The sequence below is a fragment of the Mycolicibacterium sp. Y3 genome (assembly GCF_051188035.1).
Lineage (GTDB): Bacteria > Actinomycetota > Actinomycetes > Mycobacteriales > Mycobacteriaceae > Mycobacterium > Mycobacterium fluoranthenivorans.
Genome location: NZ_JAVQLT010000001.1, coordinates 2,746,807 through 2,771,571 on the forward strand (window position 1 = coordinate 2,746,807; position 24,765 = coordinate 2,771,571).

Consider the following 24,765-nt stretch of genomic DNA (forward strand, 5'->3'; position numbering starts at 1 on the left):
CGTGATCACCTTGGATCGCCTGGTGAACGTGGTCGGCGGGTACGGCGTGGCGGCCCGGCTGGGCGAGGTGTCGCGCTCGACCGAGTTGCGCAGTGTGGTGGTGCCCGAAGCGGTGACCGGCGATGTGCTGCTGGCCCTCGGCGCTACCTCGTTGGCGGAGGCGCTGCGCTGGGCCGCGGACGCCCACGCGACGGTGGTGCTGGCACGGTGCGATCCACCCGATGCCGATGCCGATGCCGCGCTGCCCGACGGGATCGCGGTCCTGCTGGTGGATCCCGCGTTGCCGTGGAGTGAGCTGGCCGCGGTGGTGTATGGGCTGGTCCTGGAGGGGCGCGAAACCGAATCGGGCCGTGGCCCAACGGATCTTTTCGCCCTCGCCGACAGCCTGGCGGCGGCGATCGGCGGGGCGGTGGTGATCGAGGACCGGCACTCGCAGACCTTGGCCTACTCACGCATGCAACAGGACGCCGACGACGCGCGGGTGCAGACCATCCTGCGCAGGCAGCAGCCCTCCGAGTTGCAGGCTGCGCTGGCTGGGCGCGGTGTGTTCGCCAATCTCGCCGAGTCCGGCGAGCCGCTGTTCCTCGCACCGGATCCGGATCTCGGCATGACCGGTCGCATGGTGGTCGCGGCACGGGTGGGCCGCGAGCTGCTCGGATCCGTATGGGTGAGCTGCCCGGCGGAATTACCGGGTGCGGCGCGGGCCGCGCTGACCGACGGTGCACGGGTGGTCGCGCTGCACCTGCTGCGGTCGCGGGCGAGTGCCGACCTGGAGCGGCAGGTGGAATCGGACTCGGTGTTGCGATTGCTGGACGGCAGCGCCGAAGCCGCGACGGTCGCCAGCCGGGTCGGACTGCCACCGGGAGCGCTGCGCGTCATCGCGATGCGCGCGGCTGGAGCCGGACCGCCACACCGCCCTGCTGGTGGCCTTCGAGCAGGCGACGGCCGGCTTCGGCTGGTCGCGACCGGGCCGCAGCGCGCTGGCGGACAACACGCTGTACACCGTGCTGCCGGGCGAACAGGTGGAGGCGGCCCGGCAGTGGCTGGCCGCACTGCGTGCCGCGCTTCCCGAGCGCACGACCGTGCTGGCCGGGATCAGCGGACCCGCGGAGGCGGCCGAGTTGGCGGCGGCACGCCGGGAGGCCGACGAATGCCTGGCGCTGCACGAGACGGACGCCGCGGACGCCGAGCCACCCGCCTATGACGAGGCATGGGATGCGCTGGTGCTGCGCCGGTTACGTGCTGCGGCCGACGCGGGACGTGGCCCCAGTCGTGGTCCGGTCGCCGAACTGCTCCGCCACGACACGGTGCACGGCACTCCGTATGTGACGACGTTGCGGGTGTGGCTGGCGGCGCAGGGTGATCCCGCGCGGGCCGGAGCCGAACTCGGCGTGCACGAGAACACCGTGCGCTACCGGCTGCGCAAGATGGCCGAGGTGGCCCCCGTCGAGGTCGACGATCCGGGCAAGCGGCTGGCCATGATGATCGAACTGGCGACCCTTGAACGCGGCTGATTGTCGAATCTCGACAATCTGAGCTCTGTCATTTGTCGAATCTTGCAGCGCTTGGGCCCCCCGCGCGCTCCATGATGGCCGTATCAGCAGTGCTGACAACGGCTATTTCCCGTCGTCAGGGGCGGAGTGCAAGGGCCCGCCCCTGACGACAAACCACCGAACCCAGAAGGAGTGGTCCGCATGACGACCATCACGCCGGTATGGCTGACCCCGGAGGCCCACGACCGCCTGATCCGCGAACTGGCGGTGCTGCGGGGATGGGGTGCGGTGGGGGCCGAGGACGACGACAGTGCCGAGCCCGACAGCAATGCCGTCGCCATCCGTCGTGCGCAGCAGGGCCGCATCCAGCAGATCCACGACATGCTGGCCAGCGCCGTCGTCGGGGTGGATCCACCCAATGACGGGGTCGCCGAGCTGGGCATGGTGCTCACCGTCAGGTTCGAGGACACCGGCGAGACCGACACCTTCCTGCTCGGGGTCCGGGGCGCCTACTACGGCGACATCGAGGTCTATTCCGCGAAATCCCCTTTGGGAGAAGCCATCAGCGGTGCGCGCCCGGGTGACCGGCGCGAGTATCAGCTGCCCACCGGTCGCACCCAAGTCGTGACACTCGTCTCGGCGGTGCCCTACGGGTTACACATGCGCTGACGAACCTGGCACTACGGTAGGAAGCCGTGACTGCTCGAAGCGTCGACTCCGACTTCCTCGCGTTGCCCCGCCAGGTGCTGGCTGACGCCGCCCTGACTGCCGCCCGCGCGGCCGGTGCCAGCTACGCCGACCTGCGGATACACCGGATCACCACCGAAGAGATCGCGCTGCGCGACGGCGAGCTGGAATCCTCGGTGGTGACCCGGGAGGTCGGGCTGGCGGTGCGGGTCATCGTGGACGGCACGTGGGGTTTCGCCTCCCACGCCGAACTGGACCCTGCCACCGCGGCGGACGCCGCGCGCCGCGCGGTCCGTGTCGCCACCACCCTGGCACCGCTGAACGCCGAGCGCATCGAGCTCGCGGCCGAGCCGGTGTACACGGATCTGCAGTGGGTGTCGGCCTACGCGATCGACCCGTTCACGGTGTCGGCCGCGGACAAGATCGCGCGGCTGGCCGAGTATTCGCAGCGACTGCTGGCTGCCGACGGCGTGGACCACGCCTCGGCGCACCTGCAGGCGGTCAAGGAGCAGAGTTTCTACGCCGATACGTTCGGTACCTCGACCACCCAGCAGCGGGTGCGGGTGCAGCCTCAGCTGGAGGCCGTCACCGTCGACTCCGCGGCGGGCACCTTCGAGACCATGCGGACGCTGGCGCCTCCGACGGCGCGCGGGTGGGAAGCCGTGACCGACGACAGCGTGTGGGACTGGACCACCGAGCTGACTGAGCTGCCGGCGCTGCTGGCTGAAAAGGTGAAGGCGCCCAGCGTCGTCGCCGGCCCGACGGATCTGGTGATCGATCCCTCCAACCTGTGGTTGACCATCCATGAGTCGATCGGGCACGCGACCGAGTACGACCGGGCCATCGGGTATGAGGCGGCGTATGCGGGCACCTCGTTCGCGACCCCGGACAAGCTGGGCACCATGACCTACGGCTCGCCGGTGATGAATGTGACCGCCGACCGGACCGTCGAACACGGTTTGGCCACCATCGGTTTCGACGACGAGGGCGTGCGGGCACAGAGCTGGGATCTGGTGCGTGACGGCATCTTCGTGGGCTACCAACTGGACCGGGTGTTCGCTCCCCGGCTCGGGGTGGCGCGGTCCAACGGCTGCTCCTACGCGGATTCACCACACCATGTGCCGATCCAGCGGATGGCCAACGTGTCACTGCAGCCTGGTACCGAGGACCTCAGCACCGCGGATCTGATCGCGCGGGTGCACAACGGCATCTACATCGTCGGCGACAAATCGTGGTCGATCGATATGCAGCGCTACAACTTCCAGTTCACCGGTCAGCGTTTCTTCAAGATCACCGACGGCCGGCTGGACGGCCAAGTGCGCGATGTCGCCTACCAGGCCACCACCACGGACTTCTGGGGCTCGATGGAGGCTGTGGGTGGTCCGTCGACCTGGCGCCTGGGTGGGGCGTTCAACTGCGGTAAGGCGCAACCCGGTCAGGTGGCGGCGGTGAGTCACGGATGCCCGTCGGCCTTGTTCCGCGGCGTGAATGTCTTGAACACACAAGCGGAATCGGGGCGCTCATGATCAGCTCGCAGCACGTCGTCGACGCGGTGCTGGCCGAGGCGGCGCAGCGCGGCAAGGCCGACGAGACCACCGTCATCGTGACCGACCGTTCCGACGCCGCCCTGCGGTGGGCCGGCAATTCCATGACGACCAACGGGGAATCCCGTGGGCGCACTACCACGGTGATCTCGGTGGTGCGCCGCGGTGACGTGGCGCATGTCGGTTCGGTGACCTCATCCGAGGTCGATCAGTCCGCGATCGCCGGGCTGGTCGCAGCCTCGCAGGACGCGGCGGCTTCGGCGCCCGCAGCCAGCGACGCCGCGCCGACGCTGCCCGGCGACGATGCCCCCGTCGACTGGGATGCCCCGGTGCCCGTCACCGGTGCCGACGTGTTCGCCGATGTGGCAACAAGTTTGGCGCGCGGCTTCCATGGGGCCGACACGCTGTACGGGTACGCACGGCACGTACTGGAGACGACCTTGGTCGCGACCTCGACCGGGCGGCGCCGGCGCTACACCCAGCCGACGGGCTCGGTGGAGATCAACGCCAAGCGACACGGCGCCAGCGCCTGGGCCGGGGTCGGCACCCCCGACTATCGCGATGTGCCCACAGATGCACTGCTGGAAGAACTTTCGACGCGTCTGGACTGGGCGGCGCGCACGGTGGAGCTGCCCGCAGGCCGGTACGAGACGCTGATGCCGCCGTCCACGGTGGCCGACATGCTGATCTATCTCGGTTGGAGCATGGACGGCCGTGGGGCGCAGGAGGGGCGCACCGCCCTGTCGGCGCCCGGCGGTACCCGGGTGGGGGAGAAGCTCACCGACCTGGGGCTGACGCTGTACTCCGATCCGCGGGCGCCAGGCCAGGAGTGCCAGCCGTTCGTGGCGGTGCCGAGTTCCTCTGAACGGGTGTCGGTCTTCGACAACGGCCTCGACATCGGCCGGGTCGACTGGTTGCGTGACGGGGTGATCAACGCACTGGCCTATCCACGGTCTGCCGCCGCGGAATTCGGTGTGCCCGTGTCGGTCCCGGCGGACAATCTGTTGATGACGGGCGGCAGCGCCTCGCTGGCGGAGATGATCGCGCGGACCGAGCGGGGTCTGCTGCTGACCACGTTGTGGTACATCCGGACCGTCGATCCGGCGGTGCTGCTGCTGACCGGACTGACCCGGGACGGCGTGTATCTGATCGAGGACGGCGAAGTGCGTGCGGCGGTCAACAATTTCCGGTTCAACGAGAGTCCGCTGGATCTGCTGCGCCGCGCCACCGAGGCGGGGATCGCCGAGCCGACCCTGCCGCGTGAGTGGGGTGACTGGGCCACCCGGGCGACCATGCCGTCGCTGCGGATCCCGGACTTCCACATGTCATCGGTCAGTCAGGCGCAGTGACGATTCGGCAGTAAGTCGTGCATCGTCCGTAGTGCGCGGTGCAATTCGCGCTTGACGGTGGCCTCGTCGATACCCAGTTCGGCGGCGATGTGTTCGGTCGTCGAGCTCAGATGGTGGGCTCGACGGATCAGGTCGCGATGCAAGGGCTGCAATGACTTCAGGGCGTTGAGGACCGCCGCCCGGTCTGCCGACATGGCGTCACCTGCGTTGGCTGCTAGGTCGAAGAGGGAAATGATGATCGCCCGCCAGATCCGTTGACCTCCGATTGCTCTTTCAACAGGTAGGTCAGGATGAAATCGTGTGAGGTCGCCAGATGCTCACGCGTGAGGTCGGCGGCCAATGCGGCGTCACCGCGTTCTACCGCGGCGAGGATGTCGCGATGTTCGACGCTGAGATGCTCCGTCTGGCCGATGGTCTCCAGATGGATGTACATGTAGCGATCGGTCTGGCAGCGGAGCTGTTCGACGAGTTCGATCATGCGGGGACGATTCGCCTGCCGGTAGACGGCCGCGTGAAAGGCCGCATTCGCACTCAGCCAGACCCGGGCGTCGACCTCGGAGTCCATGATGTCGAGCTGCTTTCGCATCGAAAGAAGTTCGGCGCGACCGACATTCGGTACAGCCAGTCGGGTGGCCAAGGGCTCGATGGCTTCGCGCAGTTCGTAGAGTTCCTGTAGCTCCGCGACCGACAGTCCGGCCACCACGGCGGTGGCATTCGTGCTCGGCCGGACAAGTCCCTCGCCGGCGAGGATCTGAAGGGCATCGCGCACCGGGATGCGGCTGACGCCGAATCGCGCCGCGGTGTCCTGCTGGGAGAGCCTGGCGCCCGGGGAGATATCGCCTTGCAGGATGTCCGTGCGCAGCGCCGATGCCACTCGCGTGGCCGCATTCTCGGTTCCCATCGGTACTCCTTGGATACGAACTATAGAAACTGTATACCGCCGGTTTCTGGGAGCCGGCCAAGAGTGTGCTGAGGTGGATTCCGGACTTTCACCGCTGCCCTGAAGGCTTGGCGTGATAATCGCGGATATGCAGGATCTTTTGACGCCACTGATCGCGCTGTCCCCGCCGTCGTTGTTTCGTGTGAACTCGGTCACCCGCGAGACCTGCGCGAAGACCATGGGCCTCACGCCGTTGCCGTACGAGGCGCCGACGGAGCCGGAATCGGAGACCGAAGGGCTGCTCGTCGAGTTCGCTGAGCAGTTCAGTGCCGACGTCTCAGCCGTGACATCCGAGCATCGGGCGACGCTGATGACGGCGTTCGGTGCCGAGGTTCTCGGGATCGCCGCGCTGATGTTCGTCGCGGACTTCGGGCCGCGGGTGGCGGCGGGGTTGACGGCCCTGGGGGTCCCGGTGCGCGAGCCGGAGGCCTGGGACAACCAGACGCATCCCGCGGACGCGTTGCTGAACCGCTTCACCTCGGCCGTCGGCGCGTTGCGCGGGCTGGATCCGTTGACCACCGAGATCATCCGGCTGCGGGGTGCGACCCAGCACAACTGTCGGCTGTGCACGTCACTGCGCGAGACCGGCGCACTGGAAGCCGGCGGGTCGGAGCCGCTGTATGCCGAGATCGCGCAGTATGAGGAGTCCTCGGAACTGTCGGCGGCACACAAGGCCGCGCTGCGCTACGTCGATGCACTCATCTGGACACCGTCATCACCTGATGACGCGGCCGCCGGGGTGTTGGCGCACTGGTCGGTGGACCAGGCTGTCGAGATCACCCTCGATGTCATGCGCAACGCCACCAACAAGATCGCGGTGGCACTGGGCGGCGACGCGCCGCGGGTGGCCGACGGTGTCGAGCATTACCGGCTCGGGGCCGACGGGATGCCGGTGTTCGGCTGATGACCTTCTCGTAGCCACCGCACCCCGCACTTCAGGTGGCGAAGCGGTTCGTGGGAAGATGCCTGTCGCGCGATGCGCGGTTGGGGCGGTAGCTCAGTTGGTTAGAGCCGGGGACTCATAATCCCTTGGTCGCGGGTTCGAGCCCCGCCCGCCCCACTTCAGAGGCCATTTTTGAAGTCTCCATCATCAAGCTCAACGTTTATTCAACGAATATGCGGCGAGGCGATCGGCTGCTGAGCTGCGGTGATGAGTTGCCGTCGCCCGGCGTGGTTCGGTTGCTGGGTGCTTCCCCGGCACTTGGCAGAGCGCCATCAGCCGGCCTCTGCGTTGTCATCGCGTTCACGCACCGCCCGGTCAAGGAGATCGGCGACCTCGGTGTGGATGCGTCCCCGACTCATGTACCGGTCCTGGGTCATCGACACATGGCTGTGTCCGAGATGGTCGGCGCCGATGCGCGCCGACAAGCCTTCGTCATCGATCAGCGTTGCCACCGTCTTGCGGAAGCTGTGGGTCGTTGCCTCACCGAGGCCGAGTTCGTCACGCGCGGTCCGCCACTGCTTCGCGAAATTGTTCGGATCGCGGAGGGTGCCGGCTGTGGATGGAAAAATCACCTTCTGCTCACCGAAGTAAGGAAGGTCCTTGCGTCGTAGCAGCATCTCGATCGCGAACTTCGGCAGCGGAATCGTCCGACGCCCGGCCACCGACTTCGTCTCTTCGACCCGACGTAGACCTTCACCGGTCACCCGGATGACTTTTCCGGTGACCGTCAGCATCCCGGTTCGTTCGTCGATATCGGTCCATTGCAGTCCCAACAGCTCGGAGCGCCGCAGTCCCGTGGCGATCAACAAGGTGATCGGATCGATCAAATCGCGTTCTTCGCAGTAGGGCGACGACTGAATCTTCGTGAGCAGGTCGCGGAGCTGGTCGGCCGTCAGTGCCACGGCGCCCTTGGGCTGAGCCTTCGATCGCAGCGGTTGGACGTCGCGAACCGGGTTGGAGTTCAAAACGCTGGCCATGACCGCGAGCTGCAGCGCCCCGCGAAGGAGGGTCTTCGATTGGCGGGCCATCGTGGCCCCATGTGCAGTCCGCATAGAGCGCAGCGCCGCGTCCATACGGGCGGGAGAGGCTTCGCCGACGCGCAGGCCACCGATGAACTTCTTCAGTTTGGTGTTGGTGAAGCGGTAGGTCGACATCGTCACCGGAGATCGACCATCTTCGGCCAACCGGGAAAGGTGCTGCTCGACAAGGTCACTCACCTTGGTGTCCGGCCCGACCTCACCCGTGTTTCCGGACCGTCGGCGTTCGGAGAGAACGGCAATCAACGCATCCTCGGCGAGCTTGCCGTGCTGATCGTAGTCATCGGCGGGGCCGAGCTTCTGGACCAGGCGGGTCACCCCGTCGGTATCGCGATAGCGACAGCGCGCCATCCATACGCCGCTGCCTTGGTACACGCGCTGGATCTTGCCGTGTGAGCCGATCCGCAGTTGCGGTCGTCCAGCCATGGGATCACCTCCATTGCCCACCGCTTTGGGCGAAGCGGATGGGGACTGATGGACCCACGATACTCAGGCGGTGTGACGGTTCCCCGGGGCGAATTGATGCTCTTCCCAGTCCATTACATCGCTCAGTCGATACCGGACGTGCCGGCCGAACTTGGCGTACCTCGGCCCGGTTCCCTTGGATGCCCACTCGGCCGGAGTCTTCACCGGTAGACCGAGACGATCCGCCAACTCTTGGCGGGTGAGCCACTTGTCATTGTTGTCGGGCATGGCGACCTCTTCTCTTGATGGCCGCCGAACCAGCGGCATTACACAACTGTAAGTCCGGGGTACGAATGGTTCCTGCGCAATCTTTCGGCGTTGTGTCCGCTCGCAACCACTCCTACTACGTTGCCTCTCAACGCTTCCCTTTACCCCTCCTCACGTCTCACACGACCTCTCTCATGCTCATCACTTCTCCAAATCCACTACAAGACTTACGATTACATCCATCCGCTTCATCTGTCTCCAACTTCCAAATACCGCTTGGCACATTTGCACAAGGTGCGAGAATGGTTGTGGCGCAGTCAGCGTCAACGCCCCAGTCTGTGGATGGATCGGCGCATGTTGACGATCTCGAAGCTCAAGGCGTGGTCGATCAGCTACTACATCGACACCGCAGACTCTGCTGTGCGCGCTGGTCGCGACGCGCGTTCAGCTGGTGGCGGGTTGGGGGAGTACTACTCCGGACATGACACTCGCACCCCGGTCTGGATATGCGCGGGCGACACGCATACCGCGGCGCAGCTGATCGGACTCAGCGACATCCAGCGCGGCGGTGGACAAGCCGATTCCGCGCTGGTGGCGCAGTGGCTTGATGACGGTTTGGCCCCGAACGGCGCGATGGGCCGCACGTTCGGGACCCGGGGCGTGCATGGTTTCGATCTGACGTTCTCCGCACCCAAGAGTGTGTCGCTGCTGCGGGTGCTGCGCGGTGATGACGTGGTGCAGAAGGGCATCGCTGACGCGCACACCACCGCGATCAGCGAGGCGATGGAGTACCTCGCCCGGCATGCCGGGTACACGCGGATCCACAATCCGGTGTCGGGAGAGAAGGACCTCGTGCGGCTGCCCGGTTTGGTGGGCATCGCTTATCAGCATGAGACCAGTCGGTGTGGGGATCCGCACCTGCACACCCACGTGATCGTCCCGAACCGCCAAGCCCGCGCCGATGGGCGGCTGGTGTCGTTGGACGGGACGTCGCTATTTCATGAGGCGAAAGCGGCCGGGGTGATCTATCAGGCCACGCTGCGGCGCGAGTTGCAGCGGTCGTTGGGGTTCGAGTGGGAGCAGGTCGACCCCGGCACGGGGATGGCGGAGCTCGCCGGGATGTCGCGGGACACGATCACGGCGTGGTCGCGGCGATCCAGTCAGTTGCGGGATTGGGCGGCCGGGCACCTGGAGGTCGGCGAGGACGGGACGTGGTCGGCGGCGCAGCTCGGTACGGCGCAGAAAGCCACCCGCCCGTCCAAGCCGGAGGAGCTGGCGTGGTCGACGTTGGTGGCGCAGTGGCGCGCGGATCCGCGCGGGATGGAGATTGACCGCGCGCAGTTTCTCGCCGCGCGCGCGGCGCGGCGCGCACATGCGCGCACCGCGTTCGACCGCGCGCGGGTCCTGGCGGCCGCGGAGAAGATCGACAAAGCAGCGTTCACCCGGGCCGACCTGATTGAGGTGTTGGGGGCGCAGGTGCCGGTGGATTCGGAGCTCTCACCTCGGGAAATGGTGGAGGCCGCGGCGGACGCGGTCAGTGTGCGGTTGTCGGCGCCGCGCGCGGCGCACCAGCGCGAAGGCCATGAGCGTTTCACCCTCGACGCCATCCTCCAAGAGGAGGCCGCGGTGATGGAGTTGGTGGATGCGCGCAATGAGCGTGCGCAGTTGTGGCTGCCTGCGCGGGACACCGCGGGCTTGTCTGCGGACCAGCGCGCCGCGGTGACTGAGATTGCGCGTTCGCCGTGGTTGGTGCAGCCGTTGACTGCGCCCGCGGGTGCGGGCAAGACCACCTGCCTGCGCACCCTCGCCGCCGCCGTACACGGTGTTGCGCGGGGAACCGCGATTCTGCTCGCACCCACCGGGAAGGCGGTCGATGTGGCGTTGCGGGAAGGGGCGGGGGATCAGGGCTACACCGTCGCCAAAGGACTCCAACTCCTCGATGACAAGGAGTTGGTATTGGACCGGTTCAGCCTCGTGATCGTCGATGAGGCCGCCATGGTCGGCACCTCAGATCTGCGCCGGCTGCTGACCGCCACCACCCAGGCCGGCGCGAAAACGATCCTGGTCGGCGACCCGCATCAGTTGGCGCCGGTGAAAGCCCGCGGCGGGATGTTCGCCCAACTCTGCGAGGACCTGCCCTGGACCCAGAAACTGTCCGAAGTGTGGCGGATGCACGACCCCGAAGAACGCGACGTCTCGCTGACGCTGCGCGACGGAGACCAGAAGGCGGTGAGCCGTGCGGTGGAGTGGTACCGCCGCCACGACCGCCTGCACTGCGGCGACGAGGTCACCATGGCTGCCGACGCCGTAGCCGCGTACAAGAACGACATCGCGAAAGGGAAGGACGCACTCCTGCTGTGTGACACGAAGGAGATGGCCGATGCCCTCAGCCGGCGTCTGCACCACGAGACGGTGGCCGCCGATGCGGCGACCGTGGCCGGGGCGCGGGGGCATCGGCTCGCGGTCGGTGATCTCATCCTCACGCGGCAGAATGATGCGTCGATCCCGCTGCGCTACCGGGAAAGTCAATCGGTGGACCCGGCACCGGTCCGCAACGGGCAACGCTGGCAGATAGAGAAGATCCACACCGGTCACCAACAGGTTCTCGCTCGCCGCCTCGACGACAACGCCTACACGATCTTTCCCACCGCCTACACCCGCAACTACATCACCTACGGCTACGCGCTCACCGTGCACTCCGCCCAGGGCGTCACCGCCGACACCACCCACGCCGTCCTGGGAGAAACCGCCAGCCGCAGACTCCTGTATGTCGCCATGACCCGCGGCCGGAACACCAACACCGCCCACATCTACCAACGCAGCAGCGAGGCCAACGAATACAGCCGCCAGCCCGCATCCACAGCTGTTCCTGATCGCGGCACCGGGCACGACGCGGCCGAGTTGGTGCGCGGCATCCTCGCGGATGACAGTCCGACGGTCACAGCCCATGGGTACAGCGCGCGGGTGCCCGAGGGGGCGCTGGAGCTCAGCAGCGTTGAGAGTCTTCTGACACTGCGAGCTGCCGGAGTCCAGCGGCGATCTGCGGACTATCACAGGTGGCAGGCGGAACGGGAGGCGTTTGCACCTGCCAGTGAGCAGGCCCGGCTGCAACTTCGGTGCAGGGCGCGCAATCGCAATTCGAGCTACGACTTGGAACTTTGATTCTTGACCGTGCGAGTGCTCGCGCGCTCGTGGCTGCGATTCTGCTCGGCCAGTGGATTGAGCGCGCTCCAAAAAGAGTGCGCGCTGCCGCCGCAGGGATACGTTCTACGGTGCGACGACACCAACGTACCGCCGGGAGGCAGCGGCACCACGCCGCGGTGCATGCTCGCGATGCGACTACGAACGAATCTCACTGGCGCGCGCGACGGCTTCGACCACAGCGCTGATCGAAGCCAGATTTTGACCAGCAACGCGCTTGAACTCTGAGTGGTCCAGACTTCCAGCTCTGCTGTCCAACGACAGCCTTCTGCGCCTGATAGAGCGTTCGTCGCTGGCGACGACGGAGTCGGGGTAGAGCTCGCTTGAGGCAGTGGCTTCCGGGCGCTGGCGGTTGCCGCCTGAACGTCGAGCCCGTCATGCTGGGAGTACATGTTGCCGTCCGGGACTCTGGGTCTGCTGCACGATCAGGTGACAGTTGCGGTCACGCAGCCTGACTGGCCGGTGTGGTCATACTCGCTTCGTATTCGATCGGGGTCAAGCGCCCGAGGCCGGCCTGGCGTCGGCGTCGGTGGTAGGTCCGTTCGATCCAGGTGACGATGGCGATCCTCAACTCCTCGCGGGTGGCCCAGCGGCGGCGATCGAGCACGTTCTTCTGTAGGAGGCTGAAGAAGCTCTCCATGGCCGCATTGTCGCCGGCGGCACCGACGCGGCCCATCGAGCCGACCATGTCGTAACGACCCAAGGCGTGAACGAACTTTCGGCTTCGAAATTGACTGCCGCGGTCGCTGTGCAGAATGCAACCGGCCACTCCACCTCGTCGTGCAACCGCACTACTGAGCGCGGTCGTGGCCAACCGGGATTTCATCCGGGAGTCGATCGAGTATCCGACAATGCGGTTGGAGAACACGTCCTTGATTGCGCACAGGTAGAGCTTGCCTTCGCCGGTCCGGTGTTCGGTGATATCGCTGAGCCACAACTGATTTGGTGCATCTGCTGTGAAGTCGCGCTCGACGAGATCGTCGTGCACCGGCGGCCCGACTTTGCCGTTCTTGCCGCGCTTCTTGCCGAACACGCTCCACAACCGATTCTGCGAGCAGATGCGCCAAGCGGTCCGCTCGGCCATCGGCTCACCAGCATCGCGGGCCTCTTCGACCAGGTAGCGATACCCGAACTCCGGATCGTCGCGGTGGGCGTCGAACAGGGCGTTGGCGCGGTAGGCCTCGACGAGTTCGGCGTCAGTGATCGGCTGGTCCAGCCAGCGGTAATAGGGCTGGCGGGCGAGCTTAAGTACCCGGCACGTCACCGCGACGGGAATCCCGTCGGCGGCGAGCTCCTTCACGAGCGGGTAGACCCTTTTCCCGGCAGATTGGCCTGCGACAAATACGCGGTCGCCCGGCGCAGGACCTCGTTTTCCTGCTCCAACAACTTGATCCGCCGCCGCGCATCCCGCAGCTCCGCAGACTCGCCGGTGCTCTTCCCGGGCTTGGTGCCCTCATCGATATCGGCTTGGCGAATCCACTTGTGCAGCGTCATCGGGTGCACACCGAAATCAGTAGCGATCTGCTCGATCGTCACACCGTCATCGCGGTTACGAGCGACCCGCACAACATCGTCACGGAACTCTCGGGGGTAGGGCCTGGGCACAAGGACATCCTTCCAGCTCACCCGTCCCGGGCAAGCCAACTCAGATGTCACCTATTCGTGCAGCAGACCCATCATCATGGGACGGCTCTACACTGGTCACAGTCTTGACCGTCTGATGGGTCGTGGGGTCACGCCGACTGTTGTGGAGGATGCCATCACGAATGGCTCTCCCGCCGCGGGTAATCTGCCAGGAACGATGACCTACGCAGTTCCAGAAAATGGCATCAAGGTTGTTGTCAATGCGGTAGGCGAAGTGGTTACAGTGCTGCACATCGGAAGGGGCTGAAGGATGGCTGATGTGACGTTCCGGTTTGAGGAGCATAAAGACTATCTGCGGTACTCGCTTGGGTTGATCAACGGTTTTGAATCCGGAAGCGTCGAGTTCCAAGAGTTCGTGTGGCGGCTCGAAGACGCCGCGTTGAGTGCAGAGTCCGCCGACGATCCAAACGCCGGCGAGTTCTACGAGGTCTGGTCTGAGCTTGAGATTGTCAACGCGCTGATGCTGGCCGACGCCGAGCAAGGCTATGTGCGTGAGGGGTTCGACCCAAATATCGAAATCTCGAAGGCTATTGCGGCGATCAAGCAATTTCTGGCCAAGTGGGCGCAATCTGAGGGGCTTTCAACCTAGGGCGGTTCGTCGTCTACGCCGACCGCTAATTGCATGTCTGGTGGACAGTGAGACGGATCTACGCACGTGGCCGCGTCAGCACGCGTACGCCATACCGAGCCAGCGCATTCTCCTCGGAATAGCCGCGTTTGTCACCCGATGCGTAAGCACGGCGGGTTCTGGGCTGGCGGCTGGCGGCTGGCGTCCACGATGGCCACGCCCACGGTGCACGAGTCTGTCGCGCAGGGCAACTGGAGCTGACAGCTAGGATGCAGGTTTTGCGACAGTGCGCGGTCCTGCGCCACTAGAGTGTCTACTCGATGCAGAAGCTGACGGCGGTGCTGGCCGCCTCCATCGACTCGGTGTCGCTCATGAGCAGGATTGCCGAGCAGACTTGCCTTTTCACGCCGAAGGCCGATGGTGCAGCCGTAAGCATCTACACGCGTGACGACGAGTTTGTAGTCGTGTCAGCCCATGGGCTCGTGGCATCTCTGCTCGGCCTCACGCTCCCGTCGGAAGGCACCTTCCAGGGCCGGGCAATTGAGACCGGACAACCGCAAATAAGCCCCGAAACCTCCACCGACCGGCTGCTGACGGCACAGGTCTGGGAGATCGGCAATCGGCTCGGCATACACTCGCTGGTCGTTATTCCGTTGATGCACAACGATATTGCAGTCGGCGCCTTGTCTGTGACGGCGACCGAGGCGAACAGGTTCACAGATGCAGACGTGGCTGCCATAACATCGATCAGCCGGTTCGTCTCAGCGTTGATCGATTCACACTCGGAGCTGTCTCGCCTGCTTGATGATCTGCTTGCCGACCCCCGGACGCAGAACGCCGACTCAACCGCCCGGTTTCTGGCTTCAGTGCTGCTTCCGGAAGTCATCGGTGACGACCAACTACACGGCCGGATCGATGCCCTGTTATCGGAACCGGCGTTGCTGCCGGTGTTCCAACCCATTGTCGATCTGTCGACGGGGCAGCCCCTGGGGTTCGAGGGGTTGTCCAGATTTCCCGCGGCGCCGGAGATGACGCCCGCGCAGTGGTTCGACACAGCGCGGCGACTAGGCCGGGGCTATTCGCTTGAACTCCTTGCACTGCAGCAGATACTCGCGGCCGCGACTCGCATGCCGACTGACTGTTTCATTGCGGTCAATCTGAGCCCGCTGACTGCTCTCGACCCTGCTGTGCAGGACATCCTGTGCTCGGCCAAACGGCGACTGGTGGTCGAAATCACCGAGCACGAGCCGTTTCCCGACGACTTCGCCGAGCAATTGAAGCCGCTGCGCGCCGAGGGTATCGAACTGGCCGTCGACGATGCCGGGGCGGGATTCGCCAGCTTCACCCAGCTACTCCGGCTACGACCAGACATCATCAAGATCGACGGTGAGCTCACCTGCGGCATTGAGAATGACCCTGTCAAACGCGCGCTGGCTGGGTCGATCGTCCAACTGGCGACCGAGTTGGGCTCGCTGACCATCGCCGAGGCGATCGAATGTCAACCACAAATGCTGGCCCTCAGGGGTCTGGGCATCAACTTCGGTCAGGGGTTCTTGCTGGGTCGCCCGGACCGCGCTCCTGAGTAGTCGGCCGCTGAACGATTTCTGCCGTTTCATCGCGATGGTTGACGTCGCTTCGGCTGACTGACCCCAGATTGAGGTAGGCCACTACTCTGTTGCCGCCGACCGCTCGGCGCGATGATGTCTGCGGTCGATCGGGCCGCAGGTGTTGCTCATAAGGGCGGTGCCGCGCCCGTCTTGCCGAGATGTGGGGGAGCCATGGCCACTGTCCATGCTGAAAACGATCAGATGACTTTCACCGCGTACACGGGCGATGCGAAGTCTCTGCTGGCGTTCAACGTGAAAACCGAGGACGCCCGAAAGAACCTGGGCGGCTTCAGCATCCAGGTATATCCGCCGGGCGCTGAGCATGCGTATTACGTGACCAACAATCTGCGGCTGCGCGAATCGCCCGCTCATGCCAAAGTTCCCGGTGAGGATCCGTTCTCCAGTGCCAACGCCCCGATCCACAAGTTCCGCTGGGTCCATGTCCCCGGCTTGGTACATCAGGGCGGTCAGCCGGCCTTCGGCACGTACACCTACGTGGTGACCCCCCGCTATTTCACCGACGCCGGTGTGCTGACCGCGCTGGACCCCGACGCCAGTCTGTCGCTGCAGGTACCTGTCGGGCCCTTCGTCAAGGGCGGCCTCACGGTGGCATTCACCCGCGGTTACGTCCAGTCGCAGGCGTTCGTCCGGCACTTCGGCGACGACGTCCACATTCAGCCTCCCGGCGCGCCGCTGACCTTCGACATCTCACAGACCGCCGGAACCAACAACGACGGCCACACCTACACCTACGCGCAGGAATACGACTGGCTCGGCTTCACCGCCCGACGTGCCCTGCTGGACCTGCTCGACCAGGTAGTTGCCGATCCGACCCTGACGCTGGACGTGTTCGCCTACGACCTCGACGAACCTTCCGTCGTGGCGGCGTTGCTGACGCTGGGCGAGCAGAACCGCGTGCGCATCATCCTGGACAACGCGGCCCTGCACACCGGCACCGCCGACAAACCGTCGCCAGAGGACGCCTTCACCACGGCGTTCCGCGCCCGGGCCGAAGACCCCGACACCATCAAGCGAAAGAAGTTCAGGCGCTACGCCCACGACAAGGTGTTCATCGTTTCCGACGAGCAGGGTGCGCGCACAGTGCTGACCGGGTCGACGAACTTCTCCATCACCGGTGTCTACGTCAACGCCAACCACGTGCTGGTGTTCGACGACCGCACCGTCGCCGACATCTACTCCGGTGTGTTCAACCGATCCTGGGATACCGACACGGATCCGAAGGCATTCGCCGAATCGACATGGGGCACGCAGTCATTCGTCTGGGGCGACGCGGCAGGCCCGGTCCCGGCGACGACGGCGACGTTCTCCCCGCACGCCGGACCTTTCGCCGATGAGATCCTGCAGGGCGTCGTCGACCGCATCGACGCCGAGGCGGCAGTCGACGCGCCGACGATCGGGTCGGTGTTCTTCGCGGTGATGCAGATCAGTGGTCGCGGGAGCCACCGCGTGTATGACGCGCTCAACGATCTGCACGTCAACCGCGACATCTTCAGCTTCGGGATCTCGGACGCACCTAAGGGCGTCACGCTCTACGGCGTGGGTGAACAAGGTGGAGTGCTAGTCACGGGGAAACCGGGCGATGTTGCACTGCCGGCGCCGTTTCATCACGTGCCCGGTATCAGGTTCCACGAGATCCATCACAAGTACGTGGTGTGCGGCTTCAACGGCGACGACGCCACGGTCTACTGCGGGTCGTCGAACCTGGCCGAAGGCGGCGAACGTGACAACGGCGACAATCTGCTCGCCATCCGCGATGCCGACGTGGCCACCGCGTTTGTCATCGAAACCTTGCTCCTGGTCGACCACTACGACTTCCTCGACAGGCTGGCCAAGAAGGCGAAGGTCACACCCGCGATCGCCCCGGCCAACAAGCAGGCCGCCGCGGTTGCGGCCGGCTGGTACCTGTCCACGACCGACGGCTGGACCGACAAGTACTTCAACACTCACAACCTGCACTGCACCGATCGCCGCCTATTCGGCCGCTGACTCCGATCGCAGTGCCAATGTGTCGAGGTCTGCTGGCCCCCGACCGTATGCTCCGGTGAACGACGCCGCGCAAGGACGGAGTGCCAGCCATGGCCGATCACCCGCTGGATGCCAATACCCGGCTCGCCGCTGAACGAACCCGGCTGGCGCTGGAACGGACCTTGATGGCGTGGACGCGCACCAGTACTTCGCTGATCGCATTCGGCTTCACCATCTATCAGATCTTCCAGTACCTCGCCGACAGCGGCCGGTTGCGCGAACCGTTCGTCAGTCCCCAGGTCGTCGGGGTGGCCATGATCTTGGTGGGGCTGACCGCGCTGATCCTGGGCTGGGTTCAGCATCGACAGGAAATGCGGGCACTCTCTTCGGATTTCGGTCCGATGCGCTACTCGATCGCCTCGGTCGTCGCCGCCCTCATCGCCGGCCTCGGCCTCATCGCCCTGCTCGGTGTGACACTTCGGATGTAGCGCGACGCTACGGCCATCCCGATCGGTCCTCGGCGCTCTCCAGCGCAAGGGAGTCGCTCGCCGACACCGGGTACACGGTGTGGCTGCCCTGCAGGCCCTTCAGCTCGACCTCGCGTGGCAGCCCGAACTCGGCACCCGGCAGCTTGCCGACCGCTTCGCGTACCGGCTCACTGATGAGCACCTCACCGCCCTCGGCCAGCGCGGCCACCCGCGCCGCCATGGCGACGTTGCGTCCGAACAGATCGTCACCGCGGCGCACCGAGGTGCCCATGTGGATGCCGATCCGCACGCGAATGTCATCCCAGCGTTGCGGATCGGCATTCAGCTCCTGCTGGACGCCGAGGCCGCAGCGGACGGCCTGACGCGGATCTGCGAAGACGATCATGAACCCGTCGCCCTGGGTCTTGACCACGTGTCCGCCGAACTTCTCGACCTGCTTGTAGAAGAGTTTGTTGTGGCGCTCAAGCAGTTTCACCCATTCGCGGTCGCCCAGTGCGTCGTTCAGTTCGGTCGAACCCTCGATATCGGAGAACACGATGACGGCCTGGCCGTCGGCGGTCAGGCGGGCCAGGTCGGGACGTTCCACCCGGGCCCAGCCCGCCAGATCCTCGATCGAATTTCGGACGGTGGCGCGGACGCCCTTGTTGATCAGTGAGTCTGCTGCCTGCCAGACGGTCTTGATCGCGACGGGTGCCAGTCCGCGGGGCCGGCGCCGGCGGGGGCTCTCGCGCCGAAGGCGCTCGAGTTCGCTTCGCGTGCTCTTCAGCTTGCTGTGCGTCACGATCAGCAGCACGGTGAGGGTGATCAGGCCCGCGAGGGCCAGCCCGACGACGACCCAGGCTACGGTGGTTGACGTCACCCGACCAGTATGGGCGACGGCGACGTCATGTCAGCACGACAAGTACCAGCGCGAGCACGGTCGCTGCGGTGACCGCCAAAGTGATCCACAACCTGGGTACCGGCGGCATGTCCCGGCTTCCGCTGGGGCGCGGCTCATCGGGGGAGAACGGATAACCCATCACGACACTCAATCATGTTGTGGCAGTGGACAACGGATCGTATACCCGCTTCGTGAGGATCTACACCCGAGATGTCCGGGGTTCCGGTGGTAGCCCGGCCGCCTGCCGGGCAGCGCGCGTGAACGCGGGTTTTGTGTGCGCGACTCCGTCCAGATAGCCCCCGACCAGTGCGGCGTCTCGCAGCAAGGCCAGCGAGGAGGCGATCTCCGCAGGATTGTCGTGCCCGGCGGCGGCGTCCTCGAGGGCACCGCGAAACCAGCCGCGGTGCTCGGCGATGAGCCGCCGGATACGGCTGTCCGGATCGGGGTACTCTGCGGCCGCGTTGATGAACGGGCATCCGCGGGTGTGATACCGAGCGATGTCCTCGGCGATACCGTCGATGACCAGTTCGAGCATGTCGGCGTCGCCACCGGCCGACTCGGCGGCGGCGAAATAACCGCGAATGGTCTGATCCTCGGCCGCCAGGTACGCCTCGACGAGGTCTTCTTTGCCCTTGAAATGCCGGTACATGGTGGCGCGGGTCACACCGGCTTCGGCCAGGATGCGGTCGACGCCGACGGAATGGATTCCCTCGCGGTAGAAGAGGTCGGTTGCGGTGCGCAGAAGCCGCTCACGGGCCTCCGACACCGGCGCACTGGATTCCATGACCACCACGGTACGCCCGAGGCAGAACGTTCTTTCTCTTTCGGGGAATACCTGGCGGGCCGGGACGGTTGAGGTAGGAAGAACGACCGTTCTTTCTACTAGAGGAGAAGTCGATGACCACCATCACCGCACGCGAACAGAGCGAGATCGACCGCGCGAACCGCTCGGGTGCGCAGCCCGTCGTGTTCGTCCACGGCCTGTGGCTGCTGCCCGACAGCTGGGACGACTGGCGCACCCTGTTCGAAGAGCAGGGTTTCGTGACACTCGCCCCGGGCTGGCCTGACGATCCGGCCACCACCGCCGACGCGCGCCGCGATCCGTCGGTGTTTGTCGGGAAGGGGGTCGCCGAGATCACCGATCACTACGCCGACGTGATCCGCGCCCTGGATCGCAAGCCCATCATCATCGGGCACTCCTTCGGCGGCCTGATCGCTCAGAAGCTCGCCGGCCTCGGCCTGGCCAAGGCTGCCGTGGCCATCGACCCTGCGCCGTTCCGCGGGGTGCTCCCCCTGCCGTTGTCGGCGTTGCGCTCGGCGTTCCCCGTGCTGGGTAACCCGCTGAACTATGGCCGGGCGGTGGCGCTGACGCCCAAGCAGTTCCGGTACGGCTTCGGCAACGCAGTATCCGAGGAGGAGTCGCAGCGGCTGTACGACCGGTATTCGGTCGCCGGCCCGGGTCGACCCCTGTTCCAGGCGGCCGTCGCCAATTTCAACCCGGCCTCTGCCACCAAGGTGAACACCAAGAACCCTGAGCGGGGGCCGCTGTTGGTCATCTCCGGCGAGTTGGATCACACTGTTCCGTCGGCGGTCGCGAAGGCCTCCTACAAGCAGTACAAGAAGAACCCCAACGTGACCGAGTTCGTCGAATTCGCCGGTCGCGGGCATTCCTTGGTGGTCGACAACGGCTGGCGTGAGGTGGCCGACGCGGCACTGAGTTTCGTCACGCGGTTCTGACACCCCGCTGCGCCGAAATTCGGTTGAGGGGGCCGGGCCCGCTGGGCTTCACTGAGTGTGATGTCTGCGGCCTGGCCCTCTCTTCGCGACGAAGTCGATATCGCCGATGCTCTCTACGGGCGGCGCGGCCGGACGCTGCTGGAGACATGGCTCGCCCGCCAGGTGGCCCGCACCCACGACCTCGCCTTCGCCCGCGAGTTCTCCGATCACGTCGACCTGCCCGGGGTGCGGCCCACCGACTATCTGCACCGCCACATCGTCACCTCAGCCGGAACGCTGCTGGGTGGAATCCGGTTCTATGGCCGCGATATCAACCGGCCCTTCGTCGAGATCATCGCGCACAGCTTCGACGACCTGAACCGGATGCGGGTGTGCGTCAGTCAGGAATGGGCGATGTTCGCACCCCTGTGTCTGCGGGTGCGGACCGCCCCGGGGCGGCTGGGCGGAGCGGGGGTCGTGCTCGACGAAAGCGTCTACGTGGCGACCTACCGCGAGATGACCTCGCCGTCCCCGAACGTATGGCTGGCGCCCTTCGACAGTGCCGAGACCGCCATGGCGATCGTCGCGGACCGGTACCGACAGCTGGATTCCGCTCTGGCTCACAATATCTCGGCCGCCACCGCCGCAGAGCTCGATGACTGGCACATCCAGGATCAACTGCGCGCCATCCGTACCACCGCGGGCATCGTCGGTCTGCTGGCGGTGGTGCCGGGAGTGATCGACTGGATTGACGGTGACGTGATCAACGAAGAAGTGGTCACCGTCGAGCACGGTGGCCACGGCTACGCCGCTGCGGGACAGGCGGCGTGGGCGGCCGAACCCGGTCGAGACCCGGACGTGCTGTTGATCGGCACCATCGACCGCATCAACCTCGCTTCGCGTAAGACCGCCGCGGCCGTAGGTCGCCGGCGCGTGCTGGACGCCTACTTCGTGTCCTTGCCGCAGCCTCCCTATGCTGGTCCGGAAGGGAGCGACAGGTGCGCAGAGACCCGGGTGACTTAGAAGACGCCGTCATCGCCGTACTCGCCGGCGGCGAGGCCATGACGGTGGCCGAGGTGCGCGCCGAGCTGGGGTCGCGTCTGGCGTACACCACGGTCATGACGGTGCTGACGAGACTGGCCGGCAAGGGCACGGTCACCCGGGACCGTGACGGTCGCTCGCACCGGTACACGCTGGCGGCCGCGCCCGGCGACCTCCCGGCGTTGCAGGCTGCCTTGCGGATGCGTCGTGAGCTCGACGGCGGGCATGCCCGGGCCGACGTGCTGAGCAGCTTCGTCGCAAGCTTGTCATCCGAGGACGAGGCGCTGCTTCGAGAAGTGCTGTCACGTCACGAGATCGACGGTGACGGCCGGTGACCATCTGGATCCTGCTCTGCGCGCCGTGGGCGCTGGCGATCGCACTCACCGCAGTGTTGCCCGCCCTCGCTGACAGATTTCATCCGTATTGGCGAGCACCCGTAGCGGCGACTCTGGCGCTGATGTTGGCGATCAGTACCTGGACCTCGATGATCGCCGGTGCCTCGATTCTGCTCCGCCAACCCGACGTCATGGGCCGGATCGGGGGTCCGGCGCTGGTCGGGATCTGCTCGGGTCTCCTGCTTTTGGCCCTCCGCCACCTGCTGCGGGTACGGATGTCGGTGCGGGCAGGACGGGCCATCCGAAGTGGCGCGGCCGATAAGGACGGCGCGGTGGTGATCGTCGACGACGACCGCCCGGACGCGTTCGCTGTGCCCGGGCGGGCCGGGGGATTGATCGTGCTCACCACGGGCCTGACCGCGGTGATGACAGCGCAGGAGCGGCGTGCGGTGATCGACCACGAGCGAGCGCACCTGCGACAGCGGCACCATTTCCACGTCCAGGCAGTCGAACTCGCGGCCTGCATCAATCCGCTACTGCGGCCGTGGACCCGGGTGGTGCGATTGGCTGTCGAGCGCAGCGCCGACGAGCACGCCGCACGGGGTGGCCGAGGCAACGCCGCACGGGCGATCGCCCGCGCGGCGCTGCTGTGTGCGCACGCTCGGCCGGCGCCCGGGTGCCGTATCACCGGCCGTCCGAGCGATGTCCGGGCGAGAGTCCTCGCGCTCACACATGAGGCGCCGCCTCGTCAGCGCTGGTACCTGCTGGCGCTCGCCGGCGTCGTCGCCGTATTGATCAGCGTGCAAACGTGTCTGGCTGTCGATATCGCCCAGGACCACGTGGCACCCGAGCGCGGCGAGCCGCTGTCCAACGTGATCGGCTGAACCGCAGGAGCTTTCACTCGCCTGCGTCGGCCGTGGCCTTGTCGCCCCAGGCTGACCTGGCGCCCGAGTCACCGATCCGCACCACCTGAACGGTGGTGGCGACACTGGCAATGACGACCAGCGCCGCGATGGCCCAGGTGAGGGCCGGGGTGAACGGGCGCTCGCGGGATTCCCGCACGTGCACGACGGCGAGCAGGGCCGCGCCGATGAGCAGTGCAATCGCGAAATAGACCATGGTGTCGCCGAGTTCGGCGTGCTCGTGCAAGAGCGGGGTGCGTTCGGTCTGATGCTCCAGCCACTCGCCGGCCTCGGTGGTCAGTGGCGTGAGGACCGTGGTCACCACGGCCAGAACGACCACCAGCCAGGTGAGCCGCCGCCGGGCCGCGGGCCACAGGGCGCAGGTGATCGCGAGCGCGGCAGTCAGCGGCGCCAACACCACGACGAAATGCACCAGCAGAACATGGGCGGGCAACCCTTGAATTGTCGACAAAAGTAGGCCTTCCGTAGGACCGGATCATCCGGACGACATACTACATATCTTGTAGTAGTCAGGCTCGGTGGCGAAGGAGTCGCCAGCTCACGCGACGGCGGTGCCCACCAGCAGGCCGATGCCATAGGTGATGGCAAGTGCCAGGCCGCCGCCGACGACATTGCGCAGGATGGCGCGTTGCCGGCCGGCGCCGCCGAGTCGCGCCGCGACGGATCCGGTGAGGGCCAACGCGATCAGCACGGCGATGACGGTGATCGGGATCCGCAGGCTCGGCGGTGGCAGCAGAATCGCCAGAAGGGGCAGGAGGGCACCGGTGATGAAGGACGCGGCCGAGGAGAAGGCCGCCTGCCAGGGGCTGGTGAGTTCGTCCGGATCGATGCCGAGTTCGGCCTCGGCATGTGCGGCGAACGCATCATGTTCGGTGAGCTCGGTGGCCACCGCTTGCGCGGTGGCCTCGGACAGGCCTTTTGCGGCATAGATGGCCTTGAGCTCTTCGAGTTCTGCTTCGGGATCGTCGCGCAGTTCGACGCGCTCCTTCTTCAGGAGGGCGCGCTCGGTATCGCGCTGACTGCTCACGGACACGTACTCACCGAGCGCCATGGACACCGCGCCCGCGGCGAGGCCGGCGATACCGGCGGTGAGGATGGGGCCGCGTTCCACCGTCGCCGCGGCCACGCCCACCACGATGCCCGCCGTCGACACGATGCCGTCATTGGCACCGAGCACGCCGGCGCGCAGCCAGTTCAGCTTCGACGAAACGGACCCGATGTGCGGTTCGGCGGGATGTGACACAGCGTCAGACTAAGCAGTCCGGCCGCCGGTCGCCAGCAAACCTAGCCTCACCAAACTACTGTTCGCGCAGCGTGGTTCGGCTCAGCAGGGGTCCCCGGGCGGGGTGAAGTACGGCACACCTTCGACGGTGTAGCAGGGCACCTCGCCGGGCACGTAGGGGACGTGCGCCGCGGCGATCGCCGCGCCCGCGACGGCGTCACCTGCGATGTTGGTGCAACCCCCGGCGGCGAAGTGCCTGCCGTCGGCGCCTGCGCACACATCGGCACCGGCGACGGGTGCGCTGACCAGTGGCATCAGTGCCGCGGCGGTGACGAACCCCACCGCGAACAACGCTGAGGTGGTACGTCGACTCATGACGTTCTCCTTCGATCTGGGGCAGCCCCGCCTGCTCGTGGTGTTGGCAGTGCTCATTGTCAGGTGCGGCGCCCGTTGCCGCTCGGTTTTGACGACAACGTCCATTCACCGGGT

24 protein-coding genes, 1 tRNA gene and 1 pseudogene are annotated in these 24,765 nt (G+C 66.0%); 15 read left to right on the plus strand and 11 right to left on the minus strand.

Annotated elements, in window-relative coordinates; translation table 11 throughout:
- Window position 1 precedes the first annotated feature (1 nt).
- From QN239_RS13305 to QN239_RS13320, 4 genes and pseudogenes are all read left to right on the plus strand, one after another.
- Window positions 2-1,514 (plus strand): annotated as a pseudogene (locus QN239_RS13305) (PucR family transcriptional regulator).
- Between the two features lie 180 nt (window positions 1,515-1,694).
- The gene (locus QN239_RS13310; RefSeq protein ID WP_167162049.1) at window positions 1,695-2,162 is read left to right on the plus strand and encodes a GreA/GreB family elongation factor; all 468 of its coding nucleotides are present in this window, start codon (window positions 1,695-1,697) and stop codon (window positions 2,160-2,162) included.
- Between the two features lie 26 nt (window positions 2,163-2,188).
- Complete coding sequence (locus tag QN239_RS13315; protein WP_499010940.1) at window positions 2,189-3,706, plus strand: TldD/PmbA family protein; 1,518 nt, start codon at window positions 2,189-2,191, stop codon at window positions 3,704-3,706.
- A complete protein-coding gene (locus QN239_RS13320; RefSeq protein WP_499010942.1) occupies window positions 3,703-5,073 on the plus strand; it encodes a metallopeptidase TldD-related protein in 1,371 nt (456 codons plus the stop codon). The genes QN239_RS13315 and QN239_RS13320 overlap by 4 nt, the downstream gene beginning before the upstream one ends.
- On the opposite strand, the gene QN239_RS13325 is transcribed toward QN239_RS13320, so the two are convergent.
- The gene (locus QN239_RS13325) at window positions 5,061-5,267 is read right to left on the minus strand and encodes a sigma factor-like helix-turn-helix DNA-binding protein (protein WP_499010944.1); all 207 of its coding nucleotides are present in this window, start codon (window positions 5,265-5,267) and stop codon (window positions 5,061-5,063) included. The two genes, QN239_RS13320 and QN239_RS13325, sit on opposite strands and share 13 nt — an antisense overlap.
- 20 nt (window positions 5,268-5,287) lie before the next feature.
- Window positions 5,288-5,974 carry a GntR family transcriptional regulator gene (locus QN239_RS13330; RefSeq protein ID WP_499010946.1) on the minus strand — a complete coding sequence of 229 codons (687 nt, stop codon included), beginning with the start codon at window positions 5,972-5,974 and terminating at the stop codon, window positions 5,288-5,290.
- Window positions 5,975-6,101: 127 nt separating this feature from the next.
- Here QN239_RS13330 and QN239_RS13335 point away from each other — a divergent pair, with 127 nt between their 5' ends.
- Complete coding sequence (locus tag QN239_RS13335; protein ID WP_499010947.1) at window positions 6,102-6,917, plus strand: carboxymuconolactone decarboxylase family protein; 816 nt, start codon at window positions 6,102-6,104, stop codon at window positions 6,915-6,917.
- 82 nt (window positions 6,918-6,999) lie between these two features.
- Window positions 7,000-7,073 (plus strand) — tRNA-Ile (locus tag QN239_RS13340).
- Between the two features lie 155 nt (window positions 7,074-7,228).
- Here QN239_RS13340 and QN239_RS13345 read toward each other — a convergent pair.
- Entirely contained in the window at window positions 7,229-8,419 is a 1,191-nt protein-coding gene (locus QN239_RS13345) for a site-specific integrase (protein ID WP_499010949.1), read from the minus strand.
- A 63-nt stretch (window positions 8,420-8,482) separates the two neighbouring features.
- On the minus strand, window positions 8,483-8,686 hold the full coding sequence (locus QN239_RS13350; RefSeq protein WP_499010951.1) for a helix-turn-helix transcriptional regulator: 204 nt from the start codon (window positions 8,684-8,686) through the stop codon (window positions 8,483-8,485).
- Window positions 8,687-9,019: 333 nt separating this feature from the next.
- On the opposite strand from QN239_RS13350, the gene mobF reads away from it, so the two are divergent.
- The gene (gene mobF, locus QN239_RS13355) at window positions 9,020-11,827 is read left to right on the plus strand and encodes a MobF family relaxase (RefSeq protein ID WP_499010953.1); all 2,808 of its coding nucleotides are present in this window, start codon (window positions 9,020-9,022) and stop codon (window positions 11,825-11,827) included.
- A 481-nt stretch (window positions 11,828-12,308) separates the two neighbouring features.
- On the opposite strand, the gene QN239_RS13360 is transcribed toward mobF, so the two are convergent.
- Window positions 12,309-13,471 (minus strand): IS3 family transposase gene (locus tag QN239_RS13360; RefSeq protein ID WP_499008985.1). Its coding sequence is split into 2 segments (ribosomal slippage): window positions 12,309-13,184 and window positions 13,187-13,471, totalling 1,161 coding nucleotides; the frame shifts between segments, so codons are not numbered across the junction.
- A 289-nt stretch (window positions 13,472-13,760) separates the two neighbouring features.
- Between QN239_RS13360 and QN239_RS13365 the strand changes: the two genes are divergently transcribed.
- From QN239_RS13365 to QN239_RS13380, 4 genes are all read left to right on the plus strand, one after another.
- Window positions 13,761-14,099: a hypothetical protein gene (locus tag QN239_RS13365; RefSeq protein WP_499010954.1), complete on the plus strand. Its 339-nt coding sequence runs from the start codon at window positions 13,761-13,763 to the stop codon at window positions 14,097-14,099.
- A gap of 299 nt (window positions 14,100-14,398) precedes the next feature.
- A complete protein-coding gene (locus tag QN239_RS13370; RefSeq protein WP_499010956.1) occupies window positions 14,399-15,664 on the plus strand; it encodes a sensor domain-containing phosphodiesterase in 1,266 nt (421 codons plus the stop codon).
- Between the two features lie 222 nt (window positions 15,665-15,886).
- Window positions 15,887-17,692, plus strand: coding sequence for a phospholipase D-like domain-containing protein (locus tag QN239_RS13375; RefSeq protein ID WP_499010958.1), 1,806 nt, complete (start codon window positions 15,887-15,889; stop codon window positions 17,690-17,692).
- A gap of 89 nt (window positions 17,693-17,781) precedes the next feature.
- Window positions 17,782-18,159 carry a YidH family protein gene (locus tag QN239_RS13380; protein WP_499010960.1) on the plus strand — a complete coding sequence of 126 codons (378 nt, stop codon included), beginning with the start codon at window positions 17,782-17,784 and terminating at the stop codon, window positions 18,157-18,159.
- A gap of 7 nt (window positions 18,160-18,166) precedes the next feature.
- Here the strand turns inward: QN239_RS13380 and QN239_RS13385 are convergent, their stop codons facing one another.
- The 3 genes from QN239_RS13385 to QN239_RS13395 are packed head-to-tail and all read right to left on the minus strand — an operon-like array spanning window position 18,167 to window position 19,823.
- Complete coding sequence (locus QN239_RS13385; RefSeq protein WP_499010961.1) at window positions 18,167-19,018, minus strand: adenylate/guanylate cyclase domain-containing protein; 852 nt, start codon at window positions 19,016-19,018, stop codon at window positions 18,167-18,169.
- 25 nt (window positions 19,019-19,043) lie between these two features.
- On the minus strand, window positions 19,044-19,178 hold the full coding sequence (locus QN239_RS13390) for a hypothetical protein (protein WP_499010962.1): 135 nt from the start codon (window positions 19,176-19,178) through the stop codon (window positions 19,044-19,046).
- Between the two features lie 60 nt (window positions 19,179-19,238).
- Window positions 19,239-19,823: a TetR/AcrR family transcriptional regulator gene (locus QN239_RS13395; protein WP_499010963.1), complete on the minus strand. Its 585-nt coding sequence runs from the start codon at window positions 19,821-19,823 to the stop codon at window positions 19,239-19,241.
- Window positions 19,824-19,936: 113 nt separating this feature from the next.
- On the opposite strand from QN239_RS13395, the gene QN239_RS13400 reads away from it, so the two are divergent.
- From QN239_RS13400 to QN239_RS13415, 4 genes are read left to right on the plus strand one after another with little or no spacing between them, the layout of a single operon-like run.
- Window positions 19,937-20,776 carry an alpha/beta hydrolase gene (locus tag QN239_RS13400; RefSeq protein WP_499010966.1) on the plus strand — a complete coding sequence of 280 codons (840 nt, stop codon included), beginning with the start codon at window positions 19,937-19,939 and terminating at the stop codon, window positions 20,774-20,776.
- 60 nt (window positions 20,777-20,836) lie between these two features.
- Entirely contained in the window at window positions 20,837-21,778 is a 942-nt protein-coding gene (locus tag QN239_RS13405) for a hypothetical protein (protein WP_499010968.1), read from the plus strand.
- On the plus strand, window positions 21,754-22,131 hold the full coding sequence (locus QN239_RS13410; protein ID WP_499010970.1) for a BlaI/MecI/CopY family transcriptional regulator: 378 nt from the start codon (window positions 21,754-21,756) through the stop codon (window positions 22,129-22,131). The genes QN239_RS13405 and QN239_RS13410 overlap by 25 nt, the downstream gene beginning before the upstream one ends.
- A complete protein-coding gene (locus tag QN239_RS13415; protein WP_499010971.1) occupies window positions 22,128-23,015 on the plus strand; it encodes a M56 family metallopeptidase in 888 nt (295 codons plus the stop codon). The genes QN239_RS13410 and QN239_RS13415 overlap by 4 nt, the downstream gene beginning before the upstream one ends.
- 13 nt (window positions 23,016-23,028) lie before the next feature.
- Here the strand turns inward: QN239_RS13415 and QN239_RS13420 are convergent, their stop codons facing one another.
- From QN239_RS13420 to QN239_RS13430, 3 genes are all read right to left on the minus strand, one after another.
- Complete coding sequence (locus QN239_RS13420; RefSeq protein WP_499010973.1) at window positions 23,029-23,505, minus strand: DUF2231 domain-containing protein; 477 nt, start codon at window positions 23,503-23,505, stop codon at window positions 23,029-23,031.
- A gap of 87 nt (window positions 23,506-23,592) precedes the next feature.
- Window positions 23,593-24,297: a VIT1/CCC1 transporter family protein gene (locus tag QN239_RS13425; protein ID WP_499010974.1), complete on the minus strand. Its 705-nt coding sequence runs from the start codon at window positions 24,295-24,297 to the stop codon at window positions 23,593-23,595.
- Window positions 24,298-24,378: 81 nt separating this feature from the next.
- Window positions 24,379-24,651 carry a hypothetical protein gene (locus QN239_RS13430; protein WP_499010976.1) on the minus strand — a complete coding sequence of 91 codons (273 nt, stop codon included), beginning with the start codon at window positions 24,649-24,651 and terminating at the stop codon, window positions 24,379-24,381.
- Between the last annotated feature and the right edge of the window lie 114 nt (window positions 24,652-24,765).

Bases quoted from the DNA above. Each gene is read 5' to 3' on its own strand.
- QN239_RS13370 (WP_499010956.1), top strand. From the start codon at position 14,399: ATGCAGAAGCTGACGGCGGTGCTGGCCGCCTCCATCGACTCGGTGTCG.
- QN239_RS13310 (WP_167162049.1), top strand. From the start codon at position 1,695: ATGACGACCATCACGCCGGTATGGCTGACCCCGGAGGCCCACGACCGC.
- QN239_RS13325 (WP_499010944.1), bottom strand. From the start codon at position 5,267: ATGTCGGCAGACCGGGCGGCGGTCCTCAACGCCCTGAAGTCATTGCAG.
- QN239_RS13320 (WP_499010942.1), top strand. From the start codon at position 3,703: ATGATCAGCTCGCAGCACGTCGTCGACGCGGTGCTGGCCGAGGCGGCG.
- QN239_RS13395 (WP_499010963.1), bottom strand. From the start codon at position 19,823: ATGGAATCCAGTGCGCCGGTGTCGGAGGCCCGTGAGCGGCTTCTGCGC.
- QN239_RS13400 (WP_499010966.1), top strand. From the start codon at position 19,937: ATGACCACCATCACCGCACGCGAACAGAGCGAGATCGACCGCGCGAAC.
- QN239_RS13345 (WP_499010949.1), bottom strand. From the start codon at position 8,419: ATGGCTGGACGACCGCAACTGCGGATCGGCTCACACGGCAAGATCCAG.
- QN239_RS13380 (WP_499010960.1), top strand. From the start codon at position 17,782: ATGGCCGATCACCCGCTGGATGCCAATACCCGGCTCGCCGCTGAACGA.
- QN239_RS13330 (WP_499010946.1), bottom strand. From the start codon at position 5,974: ATGGGAACCGAGAATGCGGCCACGCGAGTGGCATCGGCGCTGCGCACG.
- QN239_RS13350 (WP_499010951.1), bottom strand. From the start codon at position 8,686: ATGCCCGACAACAATGACAAGTGGCTCACCCGCCAAGAGTTGGCGGAT.
- QN239_RS13335 (WP_499010947.1), top strand. From the start codon at position 6,102: ATGCAGGATCTTTTGACGCCACTGATCGCGCTGTCCCCGCCGTCGTTG.
- QN239_RS13375 (WP_499010958.1), top strand. From the start codon at position 15,887: ATGACTTTCACCGCGTACACGGGCGATGCGAAGTCTCTGCTGGCGTTC.
- QN239_RS13365 (WP_499010954.1), top strand. From the start codon at position 13,761: ATGGCTGATGTGACGTTCCGGTTTGAGGAGCATAAAGACTATCTGCGG.
- mobF (WP_499010953.1), top strand. From the start codon at position 9,020: ATGTTGACGATCTCGAAGCTCAAGGCGTGGTCGATCAGCTACTACATC.
- QN239_RS13405 (WP_499010968.1), top strand. From the start codon at position 20,837: ATGTCTGCGGCCTGGCCCTCTCTTCGCGACGAAGTCGATATCGCCGAT.
- QN239_RS13390 (WP_499010962.1), bottom strand. From the start codon at position 19,178: ATGGGTTATCCGTTCTCCCCCGATGAGCCGCGCCCCAGCGGAAGCCGG.
- QN239_RS13430 (WP_499010976.1), bottom strand. From the start codon at position 24,651: ATGAGTCGACGTACCACCTCAGCGTTGTTCGCGGTGGGGTTCGTCACC.